9 protein-coding genes are annotated in these 12,764 nt (G+C 46.1%); 4 read left to right on the top strand and 5 right to left on the bottom strand.

The genetic code is table 11. The annotated features are described in order from the left end of the window. Positions 1 to 51: 51 nt before the first annotated feature. The gene (locus tag FCU94_RS09320; RefSeq protein ID WP_176288259.1) at positions 52 to 1,857 is read right to left on the bottom strand and encodes a DUF3413 domain-containing protein; all 1,806 of its coding nucleotides are present in this window, start codon (positions 1,855 to 1,857) and stop codon (positions 52 to 54) included. A gap of 28 nt (positions 1,858 to 1,885) precedes the next feature. Continuing rightward, positions 1,886 to 2,110: a YejL family protein gene (locus tag FCU94_RS09315; RefSeq protein WP_176288258.1), complete on the bottom strand. Its 225-nt coding sequence runs from the start codon at positions 2,108 to 2,110 to the stop codon at positions 1,886 to 1,888. An 84-nt stretch (positions 2,111 to 2,194) separates the two neighbouring features. Here FCU94_RS09315 and yejK point away from each other — a divergent pair, with 84 nt between their 5' ends. Beyond that, positions 2,195 to 3,196: a nucleoid-associated protein YejK gene (yejK, locus tag FCU94_RS09310; RefSeq protein WP_176288257.1), complete on the top strand. Its 1,002-nt coding sequence runs from the start codon at positions 2,195 to 2,197 to the stop codon at positions 3,194 to 3,196. 103 nt (positions 3,197 to 3,299) lie between these two features. Next, positions 3,300 to 4,502 (top strand): Hpt domain-containing protein, encoded by a 1,203-nt coding sequence (locus tag FCU94_RS09305; protein ID WP_176288256.1) that lies wholly within the window; start codon positions 3,300 to 3,302, stop codon positions 4,500 to 4,502. A gap of 36 nt (positions 4,503 to 4,538) precedes the next feature. On the opposite strand, the gene nhaC is transcribed toward FCU94_RS09305, so the two are convergent. Next, entirely contained in the window at positions 4,539 to 5,975 is a 1,437-nt protein-coding gene (gene nhaC, locus FCU94_RS09300; protein ID WP_176288255.1) for a Na+/H+ antiporter NhaC, read from the bottom strand. Positions 5,976 to 6,405: 430 nt separating this feature from the next. Here nhaC and asd point away from each other — a divergent pair, with 430 nt between their 5' ends. Further along, on the top strand, positions 6,406 to 7,521 hold the full coding sequence (gene asd, locus FCU94_RS09295) for an aspartate-semialdehyde dehydrogenase (protein ID WP_176288254.1): 1,116 nt from the start codon (positions 6,406 to 6,408) through the stop codon (positions 7,519 to 7,521). A gap of 67 nt (positions 7,522 to 7,588) precedes the next feature. Here asd and FCU94_RS09290 read toward each other — a convergent pair whose 3' ends face one another. Then, positions 7,589 to 8,437, bottom strand: a complete 849-nt coding sequence (locus FCU94_RS09290; RefSeq protein WP_176288253.1) for an ion transporter — start codon at positions 8,435 to 8,437, stop codon at positions 7,589 to 7,591. Between the two features lie 50 nt (positions 8,438 to 8,487). Then, positions 8,488 to 9,126 carry a YchE family NAAT transporter gene (locus FCU94_RS09285; RefSeq protein ID WP_176288252.1) on the bottom strand — a complete coding sequence of 213 codons (639 nt, stop codon included), beginning with the start codon at positions 9,124 to 9,126 and terminating at the stop codon, positions 8,488 to 8,490. Positions 9,127 to 9,758: 632 nt separating this feature from the next. Here FCU94_RS09285 and adhE point away from each other — a divergent pair. Continuing rightward, positions 9,759 to 12,458, top strand: a complete 2,700-nt coding sequence (gene adhE, locus FCU94_RS09280; protein WP_176288251.1) for a bifunctional acetaldehyde-CoA/alcohol dehydrogenase — start codon at positions 9,759 to 9,761, stop codon at positions 12,456 to 12,458. Positions 12,459 to 12,764: the final 306 nt, after the last annotated feature.

The raw sequence follows: 12,764 nt of genomic DNA, 5'->3' as shown, positions 1-12,764 counted from the left end.
TGCGTAATTTAAACATAAATACTGCTGGGGTCAATCCCCTAACACTATGATTTAGTTACTTTTAGCGTAAAAACGTTGTAGTTCAGTGAGCCCTTGCATTAAAACAGGCAAGGTTGGGTTCTCATCTTTGAGGCGTTGATAGTTCGAATCATACAATTTGTAGTTTCCAAACTTGTCAATCACAGTCGTGTTTTTGGTGGTGATTAACGCCAGTTCACGTGAGTCACCTGCTAATATCCAACGGCGCTGGCGTTCGTCAAACAGGTTACGCCCGCTGCTAAAGTCAGAAGGGTTGGATGAGACACCGAGTAAGTCTTGTAACAAGGTAACTGAAAGATCAAGGTGGCTGGTTCGATGTGGGTAGACTCCGGGCACTTTTCCTGGCCACTGGATCACCATCGGAACCTTCAGTTGGTATTGGCTGTAGTTGGAGTTGGAACCCCAGCTGTTGCTGCCCGTTTCATTAAATTCGGTGGCGTGATTTGAAGTGATAATCACAACCGTATTGTCTTCCAAACCCAGTGCTTGGATCTGTTGTAGAACCGATTCTACTTCAGCGTCAGCAGTCGCGACAGACTTCAAGTAGCCCGCTTTGAGTTTTTGTTCGGGCGATTGTTCGTTCTTGGTTTTATTGTACGCGTTAAAGTTGTCTACCGTGGTTAGTTCTATGTAGCTGAACCACGGCTTATTGCCTTGTTCATTGGCCCATGTTGACCAAGCTTCTATGGCTTGCGAGTCGGTTGATTGAGAGTCATTGAAAGCAATACCGTTAAAATTCATGCCACGGAACACGGTTTCGCCATACAAAGGCTCGTCAAAATTGTCACCACTGAAAAGACCAAACTGATAGTTCTTGTCGAGGAGTGTGTCGACAAGGATTGGTTTTGAGCCTTGAGTTTTAATGCTCGATGCATAGCTACTCGGTAAGCCGTAAAATAACCCGAAAATACCGAAGGAGTCGTTACTCGAGCTGTAGTGATTGGTGAAGTTTTGGTTGTCAGCGGCAAATTGGTACGTTGCGGGCATGTACTCTTGTGTTAGAACATCGCTGCGCAAATTGTTCACGCTAACAATCAGAATATTGAGTGGATTTGCTCGGCGGTTAAACTCGATCTTTTCCAACGGATAACGAACCAGTTCGGTATTGTCTTGACTCTCCTCTAAACGCTGTAGGTATTCGTCACGATCAAGTAGGCCGTGGCGTTCCATGAACGATTTTGCTGTCATGGGATAAGAGAGCGGGAAGTTGGCGCGTTGTGCGGTAATAGGGTTATAGAAGTAGGCATCGGCCCAGACATAGACCAAGTGACTCGCAATAAAGCTGACAAAGAAGAGTGCAGCAATCGGGCGGCCTACATGCTTGTGCGACAGTTTGCGCTGTTTTCGCCATACCCATTCAGAGAGTGCCAGTTGGATGAGGAAAATCAGAGGCAGCACAATGAACAGGTGTTGGAGATCGGCGCTGATGGTCGAACTTTCATCACTGAATAATACTTCCCAAACCACAGGAGTCAGGTGCAAGTTAACCGTTTGATAAGCTTGGGTATCGATGAGTAAAACGGTTAGTCCTACGGTGGCAAAGCAGATCGCCACCAACCGGAAGAGTTTGCGTGACGGTATGATGAACGTTAACGGAAACAGAACTAGCAGATAGAGAGCGAAAACCAGAAAGCCAAAGTGGCCGACCCAGGAAACAGCTAAGTAGAACTGACCAAGCAGCGTCTCAGGCCATGGTGACTGAGTAATATAACGGGTTCCGATCAGCATTGCCGCGATGATGTTGAAGAAGGCAAACCAATGGCCCCATCCTACTAGGCGCGACACGCGCTCGCCGTATGTGTTTCCGTTATCGACCATGTATGTGTTCTATTATCCGTTATTATTGTTAGTGTTTTTTATCTTCAACAGAAGATACAAGTGCCTGTGCGAATTTTTCAGCAATTGCTTTGCGTTGTGAAGCAGCAACATCTTGATTTAAGACATTGGTAGCGATATTACCCGCGATCATTAACGCAAGATCTGGACCAACTGAATGTTTTTCAAGTACAGCAGCAACTTCAGCTAAGATCTGTTCTACTTTTGCGTCGCTGTATTTAGATGTAATCGGCATAAAGACTCTAATGATGATAGTAAAGCGGCTTATGATAACCTACAATGCCACGCAACTGAAACCTACGCAGCGATAAATTTCATCATGAGCCTCCATCTATCTAACGTTATCCTTCATCAGTTACAAAAAAACGACGCAGATGAGCTGATTGTTAACTTTCGTGCTGACTCTTTAGCCAACGATACCTCCACTGAAAACCTTGTTGCAGAGCTTCATCGTGTGTTCAACTCAAAAGCCGGCAAAGGCTTTGGTTGCTTTAAGTCTGACAGCGAGTTCCAACAGTGGTTGCAAGATCTACGTCAAGGAAATCAAAGCTTTTACGATTTTTCCCAGTCAAGCGCCAACCGTCTTAAAGACGAACTGGCTAAGTACCCGTTCGCCGATGAAGGTATTTTGGTGATTGCCGAATATCAGTCGTTGGCTACCGACTATCTTTTTGTCGCTATTATTCCTTCAAATCAGAGCCTTAAAGTGACGGAGGGGTTGGATATCAGCGCAACTGATTATCTAGATCTGAGCAAGATGGATATTGCCGCTCGTATCGACTTGACCAGTTACGAGACCGACAAAGAGTCGAATCGTTACTTGGCTTACATCAAAGGTCGAGTTGGACGCAAAGTGGCAGACTTTTTCCTAGATTTTCTGCAAGCTGAAGTGGGACTGGATACCAAACAGCAAAACCAAGTGTTAATGCAGGCGGTTGAGGATTTTTGTGCGGATTCGAAACTTGAGAAAGACGAAGCGATCAGCTACAAGAAGCAGGTCGCCGACTACTGCAACGAACAAATCAAAAGTGGTGATGAAGTTCAAGTCCGTGAGCTGTCGGGTGAGCTTCCAGCGTCGCAAGATGGCACCAGCTTTCTCGATTACACTCAGGAGCAAGGCTACCAACTCGAAGAGAGCTTCCCAGCCGATCGCACAACCGTACGCAAACTGACTAAGTACGTTGGAGCTGGTGGTGGCCTAAACATTAGTTTTGATAGCTTGTTGATGGGCGAGCGTGTGTTTTACGATCCAGAGACCGATACGTTAACCATTAAAGGCACTCCGCCGAACTTGCGCGATCAATTGACTCGCAACAAATAGTCGTACTGGTGAGGACTGACGCAACATTTTTGCAGTTAGTCCTCCACTTATTGACCACAATGTATATGCTTGTATTACAGGGATTTTGTATATAAGGAACAGCATGGGTGGCAAAACACTCAAACTCGGCGCAGCAATTTTGCTGGTGTGGTTGATTAGCGTGGTGCTAATCGCTCAGCATTATCGTGCGACCTCTATCACCAATGAACAGCTCTATGAACTTAGCAGTGCGCTGCAAGGTATGAATGACGCTTTCTCGCTCGACACTCCTTCACGTATCAAACAAGCGGATGATCAATCCCTTGACTTGCAATTGGTCTACGCACTGCGCTTGCAAATTGAAGCCGATTATCAGAACCGTTGGTATGTTCCTTCGCCTCAACAACTTTTCTTTACCACCGACCGTTTCATCGAACAAACTCAGATCTATCTAGACAACAACTTGCAGTTACTCGCTCTGGTCGAAACTATGCGTGAGATGAGAGTAAAATATCGCTTTGCGCCTGATGTGTCGGCGTTATACCTCCGTCTAGCTACCAACGTACTCGATGCCATTTTTGGCGATAGTGATTCCAGTCCTGATGTTTATCGTGAACTGGATGAAATTTATATTCAGAGTGAAGCGCTTTCTGACCGACAGGCGAGCGATTTGCAGTCGGTTTTAGCCCAAGTCTCTCGAGTTCTGAGTAGCTATGCACAAGGTCAGTACATTTTGGACAAACTGAACAACCATGATGTGCATACGCAAATTAATACGCTACGTGTTAAATTCAATCAGTTATTGACACAATATGTGTTACTGGGTGCGGGAATCAGTTTACTCGCGCTCTGTTTATTAATGGCAATGCTGATGTTTCGTCATACAAGACCGCCCAACATAACTATCGACGGCGAATCACACAACAAAGAAAGCGTGCCAGAGCAAAAAAAACCAGTGGAGAACCATGTCATGACTGGCATAAATGAGGATACCGAGATTGATTTTGATGCCATGCTTGAGTCATTGAGCGGTGATTTGGAATCTGTCTGTATGTTGTTGGAAGTGTTTATTGAAGATCATACTGGGGATGCAGATAAGATTGCTGAGCTTCTTTCGGTCCAACCACAAGAAGCGCAACGTAAGGCGCATAGTTTGAAAGGCGTGGGCGGTAATCTTGGCGCGATGAAGCTGCGTGATGTGGCGAGTCAAGTTGAATCGGCAATCAAAGCGGGCCAGTCACCAACGCATGAGTCAATGCAAGAGCTTAAATTGCGGCTCGATAGAGCCATCCAACAGGCGACGGAGTTTTTACAGCGCCAATCATAGTCCAAAGAAAAGCGCCTCATAAGAGGCGCTTACTACTTAAGCAGACTGCTTAGCAAGGTCAGCGTGAGGCTCTTCACTCGTCGCAGGAGCACTAGGCTCACATTTATCGACAAACCAGCCCATGTAAGACGTAACGATAGTGACTAAGATACAGATAAAACTTAGCCACATAAATGGCGCGTAAGAGAGTGTCGCGACGCCCAGAATACTGGCCATGTAAATACCGTTGTCGCTCCAAGGCACCATACCCGACGTTAACGTGCCGCCGAACTCAGCGTTGCGCGATAAGTTTTTACGTTGGTAGCCTAAGCGGTCATAGTTTTTTGCACAGATCTTCGGTGTCAGAATCAGAGAAACATACATCGCAGAGCCAAATATATTGCCCATGAAAGCTGTGCCAATCGTGCTGGTCGCCAAAGATCCCGCGCTTTGCACGCGTCGTTCGAACAGCTTCGCGATCGTTTCGAGCAAACCCACTTTATCCAGTAGTCCGCCAAAACCTAGACCAAACACAATAACGGCAACCGAACCGAGCATCGACGACATACCGCCACGGTTTAGAATAGAATCAATGAAGCCGACACCCGACTCAATTTCAAAGGGGGCCCACGCGGTATTGAACGCTTGAAGGAAGTTCACGTCTTGTATCATTACCGCCCAGATAATACCAAGCAGTGAGCCAAAACTAATCACAGGAAAAGAGGGCATACGCATCGCGAGTAAGCCCAGCACAATAATCACAGGCACAAAAGAGTAGGGTGTGATGTAGAACTGCTGCTCCATCGCTTGTATTACAGACTGCACTTGTGACATGTCCACATTGCCAGCGTAATGAAAACCAAAAGCGGTAAACATAATACCGGTTATCACGTAACTGATTAATGCAATTGGCAGCATCCCTTTGATGTGCTCCATCACCTCAACATTGGACATGGAAGAAGCCAAGATCACAGAGTCAGACAGGGGAGACATCTTATCGCCGAAGTAGCACCCTGACAGTACCGCACCAGCGGTAATCGGAGCCGGCACACCTAAACCTTGGCCAATACCCATCATCGCAATGCCCGCAGTACCTGCAGCGCCCCAAGATGTGCCCGTGGCCAGTGCCGTGAGTGAGCAGATAATCATGGTCGCAAGAAGAAAGATAGAAGGATGAATGGCTTTAAGCCCGTAATAGATGATTGTTGGAACAATACCACCTGAGATCCAGGTACCGACAAGGGCACCAACGGCGAGCAGGATCAGTACCGCCCCCAGGCCATTGGAGATCCCATTGAGCGCAGCTTTCTCTAGTTCCTTGTATTGGTGGCCTAATCGGATACCAAGCACCATGATAATGAACCAGCCGATATATAGAGCGAGTTGAATGGGGAGATCAAACTTGGCGGTGAAGGAGAATGCCAGCAGAAGAAATAATCCGAGTGAGACAACAACCTGCAATAGACTCGGCAGGCGGGTGGTATGTTGTGTCATAAAGGAGCCTCTTAATGAATGTTACGAGTGCATACAAGTAAATGAGTGATCGCAATGAGAGTATGCACACGTTTAATAGGATAGGGGCACTCTATCCTAAACAGAGTATTATTTCGAATAAATGTCCAAAATGTGTGCCTTGGGGTTACTTTGTGTTTGTTTTGCAGATTAAAACACCAGTTTAGGTTAATATTAATGAGATAAAATGTTTTGCATTGTAAATGGTTTGTGGCACGGTTTTCTTGTTGTTGTGTCATGCTGATTTGTTTTTGTTTGGAAATTAACAAGACTTGACAGTTTACTTTGCCACTATTCAACCGTCTTATATGGGGAAAAAATGACCATTCAACACGATTTCCCTTGAGATTTTGCTGCGAACAATGAATATTGATGTATTCCCTTTTGAATAAGATTACACGGAGAGTTGAGAATGAGAGTAGGTTTAGTCGGTTGGCGTGGCATGGTAGGTTCGGTGTTAATGCAACGTATGGTAGAAGAAAAAGATTTCGACCATATTGAACCGGTATTTTACAGCACGTCTCAAGTCGGTATCCCGGCGCCAAACTTAGGCAAAGATGCAGGCATGCTACAAGATGCTTTCGATATTGAAAGTTTAAAACAGTTAGACGCGGTCATTACGTGTCAAGGTGGCAGTTACACGGAGAAAGTGTATCCAGCGCTTCGTCAAGCCGGTTGGAAAGGCTATTGGATTGACGCTGCTTCTACCCTGCGTATGGCACAAGATTCCATCATCACTTTAGACCCAGTTAACTTGAGTCAAATTCAACAAGGTATTCACGGTGGCACCAATACTTTTGTTGGCGGAAACTGTACGGTCAGTTTGATGTTGATGGGGCTTGGTGGCTTGTTCGAGAAAGGTCTTGTGGAATGGACAAGTGCTATGACGTATCAAGCAGCGTCAGGTGCTGGCGCGCAAAATATGCGCGAGCTGATTTCTCAAATGGGCGTGATCAACGACTCGGTCAGCAGCGAGCTTGCCAATCCATCAAGCTCAATCTTGGACATTGATAAGAAAGTGGCTGACACGATGCGTTCAGCTGAGTTCCCAACCGATAAGTTCGGTGTCCCGCTAGCGGGCTCATTAATCCCATGGATCGATGTTAAGCGCGATAATGGCCAAAGCAAAGAAGAATGGAAAGCAGGTGTTGAAGCCAACAAGATTTTAGGTTTCCAAGACGCGCCAGTGCCGATTGACGGCACCTGTGTACGTATTGGTGCGATGCGTTGTCACTCTCAAGCGCTAACCATTAAGCTAAAGCAGAACGTACCAATGGATGAGATCGAAGAGATGATCGCTACCCACAATGATTGGGTTAAAGTGGTGCCTAACGATCGCGATATTACCGCGCAAGAACTCACGCCAGCCAAAGTTACTGGGACGTTATCAGTACCAGTGGGACGCCTACGCAAAATGGCGATGGGCGATGACTTCCTCAACGCATTCACGGTTGGCGACCAGCTACTTTGGGGAGCCGCAGAGCCATTACGTCGTACGTTGCGTATTATCTTAGCTGAAAAAGCGTAACTAATTCGCGCTAGGATATTGAATAAATTAAAGGGTTGGCCACAGCGCCAACCCTTTTTCTTTTCCGTTAATCGCTGGTCTCGCTGGGCACAATCCGTTTATCTGGATCCGCCAGCTCACTTCCGCAATGTTTGCAGTAAAGCGCATCAGAGTCGTGCCCTGACCGGGAGCAATTTGGGCAGCGCACCAGGCTTTTATGCGCGTTCATCTCTTGATGGAGCTCGGCGGTGATAATACCCGTTGGCACTGCGATGATTGAGTAGCCCATCAGCATTGTGATCGAGGCGATGGCTTTGCCCAGTGCGGTCTGCGGCACTAGATCACCATAACCGACAGTGGTAATGGTGACGATGGACCAATAGATACTTAACGGTATGCTGGTGAAGCCATTCTCTGGCCCTTCAATGACATAAATCAGGGCACCAAAAATGATCACTAGGATTGCCACAGAGCTGAAAAAGACGAAGATTTTTCTTCGAGCCATTAACAGCGAGCGGAGTAAAATATTGGACTCTTGTAGGTAGCGGACCAATTTGAGTACGCGAAATATCCGTAGCACTCGAATTGCTCGTATCACACCCATAAACGATGCGGAAGGGAAAAAGAGGGTAAGGTAGGTTGGCAGTATCGCTAGGAGATCAATTACGCCGTAAAAACTTCTTGCATAGGCCGCAGGCTTGGGCGAGCAGTAGAGGCGCAATAGGTACTCAATAGTAAATAGTCCGGTGAACGTGTACTCGAGGTAACGCAGTTCAGTGGCCCATTGTGCATGAACGGCGGGCACCGACTCTAAGACCAGCACGATAAGAGACGAGATTATGGCGATAATCAACCCGATATCAAACGCTTTCCCGGCTCGGGTGTGAGTGCCAAAAATGATGACATAAAGTTGATTTTTCAGTGATTCGCTAGACATGATAGAAGGACTTATAAAACAGTTCTTCTATCATAGCGAGTTATTAGCTCTCAGGCTAACCCCGGGAACAGGTTACGCAGGCCGTTAGCGATAAACTCGATGCCGAGCGCACCCAAAATCAAACCCATGATACGGGTGATCACGTTGATCCCCGTTTGTCCCAAGAAACGCACGATGAGTGGGGCGGAACGAAAGAGCAGCCAAGTAGATAAGGCAAACACAACGATAGTGAAGATGATGCCCATCGTATCGAACATCCCCGGATAACGAGAGCCATAAACAATCGTAGAACTGATCGCACCTGGGCCCGCCATCAACGGCATAGCGAGTGGTACCACCCCGATCTGCTCTCGACTGATGGATTCGGTTTTTTCCTGCTTGTTCTGTTTGTCTTCGCCCAGTTTACCGCTCATCATCGAAAACGCGATGCTCAATAGCAGCAAACCACCGGCAACGCGAAATGAGTCGAGTGAAATGCTAAACATATCAAGCAGCATCTGGCCCGCCATAAGCGAAACCACAAGAATGATGGCTACCGCCAAATTGGCGGTTACTGCGGTTTTGTTCTTCTCTTCTTGGGTCATATGGCCAGTCAGAGAGACAAATACCGGCATGATACCCACAGGGTTTACCGCGGCGACTAAACCGAGAAAAAACTGCAAGAAAATCGCGACTTCGAACGTTTGCATTTGCGTTATCCAAACAAAGGTAAAACAGGGAACAGTTGATGGGCGAAATATAGTCTAAATTATGCTAACAAACGAATGAAAAAAACTAACTTCAAACAGATTTCATTACTGAGAAAATCTTATATTTGAACAAAGCGTAAATACAAATGACATACTTTGTTACGTACAATAGCTCTGTGGCGCGGTTTCGGTTTACACAAACGTTAACATTCGCACATTTTCGATAAAAACTGTGCGTATAGGTAGAGGAAACAGTGGCTCGGTTATACCCTCAGTAGCACAAGGTTTGTGGACTACATGTAAGTTGGTAGTCAAAAAATGAAACTTTTTTACAAGATGTTGTCGTTATTCAAAAAACTTAGCTCGAATGATGATATTTTGCACAAATGACTTTTGTGATTTAAATCTTTTAAATTCATGTATTTATGCTGTTTTTTGCGATTTAGATACCACTAACTGGGTAAATAGTTTTTCATAACTGATCTGGGTCAATTTTTTTCACAACCTGAAATAATATACTCAGCCCTGAAAGCAATTTACTAAGAAAGCTAATCGCTTAGGTAGCTTAACCAGCTAGCACAGCACTCTTACTAAAAAGTTTTTAATATTTTGTTAATTTTAGGAGAATCCCTATGCCTGTAACTAATATGGCTGAACTAGATGCAATGGTCGCTCGCGTTAAGAAAGCGCAAGAAGAGTTCGCTACTTACTCTCAAGAGCAAGTAGACAAGATCTTCCGCGCTGCGTCTCTTGCAGCTAACCAAGCTCGTATCCCGCTAGCTCAACAAGCGGTTGAAGAATCTGGTATGGGTATTGTTGAAGATAAAGTAATCAAGAACCACTTTGCTTCTGAGTTTATCTACAACAAATACAAAGACGAACAAACTTGTGGCATCCTTGAAGAGGATGACAACCTAGGTACGATGACTATCGCTGAGCCAGTAGGCATCATCTGTGGTATCGTACCAACTACTAACCCGACTTCTACTGCAATCTTCAAATCTCTAATCTCTCTGAAGACTCGTAACGGTATCATCTTCTCGCCACATCCACGTGCGAAGAACTCTACTAACGACGCAGCTAAACTTGTTCTAGATGCAGCAGTAGCAGCAGGTGCTCCAAAAGACATCATCGGTTGGATTGACCAGCCATCTGTAGAGCTTTCTAACGCGCTAATGAAGCACGATGACATCGCTCTTATCCTTGCAACTGGTGGTCCAGGCATGGTTAAAGCAGCTTACTCTTCTGGTAAGCCAGCAATCGGTGTAGGTGCAGGTAACGTTCCTGTAGTTATCGATGAAACAGCTGACATCAAACGTGCAGTAGCTTCTATCCTAATGTCTAAGACTTTCGATAACGGCGTAGTATGTGCTTCTGAACAGGCTGCAATCGTAGTTGATGAAGTATACGACGAAGTTAAAGAGCGTTTCGCTTCTCACAAAGCTTACGTACTAAGCAAAGCTGAAGCAGAGAAAGTTCGTAAAGTTCTTCTTATCGACGGCGCGCTAAACGCGAAAATCGTTGGTCAGCCAGCGCCAGCAATCGCTGAAATGGCAGGCGTTAAAGTTCCAGCAGACACTAAAGTTCTAGTTGGTGAAGGTCTGGGTAAAGTATCTTACGACGACGCATTTGCTCACGAGAAACTATCTCCAACGCTAGGTCTGTTCCGTGCTGACAACTTCGAAGACGCAGTGGCTCAGGCTGTAACTATGGTTGAGATCGGTGGTATCGGTCACACGTCTGGTCTATACACTAACCAAGACGTGAACGCAGACCGCATCCGTTACTTCGGTGACAAGATGAAGACTGCTCGTATCCTAATCAACATCCCTACTACTCACGGTGGTATCGGTGACCTGTACAACTTCAACGTAGCACCTTCTCTAACTCTAGGTTGTGGTTCATGGGGTGGTAACTCTATCTCTGAGAACGTAGGTCCTAAGCACCTAATCAACAAGAAAACTGTAGCGAAGCGAGCTGAAAACATGTTGTGGCACAAACTACCTAAGTCTATCTACTTCCGTCGTGGTAGCCTTCCAATCGCACTTAGCGACCTAGAAGGTAAGAAACGCGCATTCCTAGTAACTGACCGTTTCCTATTCAACAACGGTTACGCTGATGACGTAGTGAGCCTGCTTAAAGCTCAAGGCATGGAAGTTCAAACGTTCTTCGACGTAGAAGCGGATCCAACTCTATCTGTAGTAGAGAAAGGTGCTGAAGCAATGAAGAGCTTCCAACCAGACACTATCATCGCTCTAGGTGGTGGTTCTCCGATGGATGCTGCGAAAATCATGTGGGTAATGTACGAGCACCCAGAAACTCACTTTGAAGAACTAGCAATGCGCTTTATGGATATCCGTAAACGTATCTACAAGTTCCCTAAAATGGGTAAGAAAGCTGAGCTTGTATGTATCACTACAACTTCAGGTACTGGTTCAGAAGTTACTCCATTCGCAGTTGTTACTGACGACAAGACTGGTGCTAAGTACCCACTAGCTGACTACGAAATCACGCCAAACATGGCTATCGTTGATGCTAACCTAGTTATGAACATGCCTAAGTCTCTAACAGCGTTCGGTGGTTACGATGCAGTAACTCACGCTCTGGAAGCTTACGTATCTGTTCTGGCGAACGAATACTCTGACGGTCAGGCTCTACAAGCACTTAAGATGCTAAAAGAGTACCTACCATCAAGCTACGCGAACGGTGCTAACGACCCAATCGCTCGTGAGAAAGTACACAACGCAGCCACTATCGCAGGTGTTGCATTCGCGAACGCATTCCTAGGTGTTTGTCACTCTATGGCGCACAAGATTGGTGCTGAGTTCCACCTACCACACGGTCTGGCGAACGCACTACTAATCTCTAACGTTGTTCGTTACAACGCTAACGACAACCCAACTAAGCAAACTGCGTTCTCTCAATACGACCGCCCACAAGCACGCCGTCGTTACGCTGAAGTTGCTGACCACCTAGGCCTAAGCCAAGAAGGCGACCGCACTGCTCAGAAGATTGAACGTCTACTAGCATGGTTGGATGAGCTAAAAGCTAACCTAGACATCCCAATGTCTATCCAAGCGGCAGGTGTTGCAGAAGCTGACTTCGTAGCGAAACTAGACGAGCTAGCGGTTGAAGCGTTCGATGACCAGTGTACAGGTGCTAACCCACGTTACCCACTAATCACTGAGCTAAAAGAAGTGCTACTTGCTTCTTACTACGGTAAAGCGTTCGTTGAAGGCGAAACTTTCGAAGGTACTACAGTTATCAAGAAGAAAGCAGACCAAGAAGCAGCGAAAGCACCAAAGGCTAAGAAAGCGAAAGCTGAAGCATAAGTAAGACTTCGTTTGAGATAGGTTTTCGCTAGCACGAAACCTAAAAAATCGGGAAAAAGACCAAGCCCCAGTCGAGAGACTGGGGCTTTTTTATATAGCGAGTTCGGACTTCGTCTTTCTAGAGGCGGTGAAGTTGTCATTCCATAGAGAGGTGAAGCAGTGAGTGGGGAACCTCGGTTATCTGACGACCAACTTTGAGAGAGTCCCAACTCGGTCGTGCCTCTCTCTCTGGAATAACAGTGTAATTTGCTGAAAAAGAAAAGGGCTGACACTCAGTGCCAACCCTTCAAATTTTTCTCGCTTCTC

Source organism: Vibrio sp. JPW-9-11-11 (genome assembly GCF_013369335.1).
GTDB lineage: Bacteria > Pseudomonadota > Gammaproteobacteria > Enterobacterales > Vibrionaceae > Vibrio.
This window is presented reverse-complemented; position numbering and strand designations above follow the sequence as displayed.

Bases quoted from the DNA above. Each gene is read 5' to 3' on its own strand.
- FCU94_RS09285 (WP_176288252.1), bottom strand. From the start codon at position 9,126: ATGCAAACGTTCGAAGTCGCGATTTTCTTGCAGTTTTTTCTCGGTTTA.
- adhE (WP_176288251.1), top strand. From the start codon at position 9,759: ATGCCTGTAACTAATATGGCTGAACTAGATGCAATGGTCGCTCGCGTT.
- FCU94_RS09290 (WP_176288253.1), bottom strand. From the start codon at position 8,437: ATGTCTAGCGAATCACTGAAAAATCAACTTTATGTCATCATTTTTGGC.
- yejK (WP_176288257.1), top strand. From the start codon at position 2,195: ATGAGCCTCCATCTATCTAACGTTATCCTTCATCAGTTACAAAAAAAC.
- asd (WP_176288254.1), top strand. From the start codon at position 6,406: ATGAGAGTAGGTTTAGTCGGTTGGCGTGGCATGGTAGGTTCGGTGTTA.
- FCU94_RS09315 (WP_176288258.1), bottom strand. From the start codon at position 2,110: ATGCCGATTACATCTAAATACAGCGACGCAAAAGTAGAACAGATCTTA.
- FCU94_RS09320 (WP_176288259.1), bottom strand. From the start codon at position 1,857: ATGGTCGATAACGGAAACACATACGGCGAGCGCGTGTCGCGCCTAGTA.
- FCU94_RS09305 (WP_176288256.1), top strand. From the start codon at position 3,300: ATGGGTGGCAAAACACTCAAACTCGGCGCAGCAATTTTGCTGGTGTGG.
- nhaC (WP_176288255.1), bottom strand. From the start codon at position 5,975: ATGACACAACATACCACCCGCCTGCCGAGTCTATTGCAGGTTGTTGTC.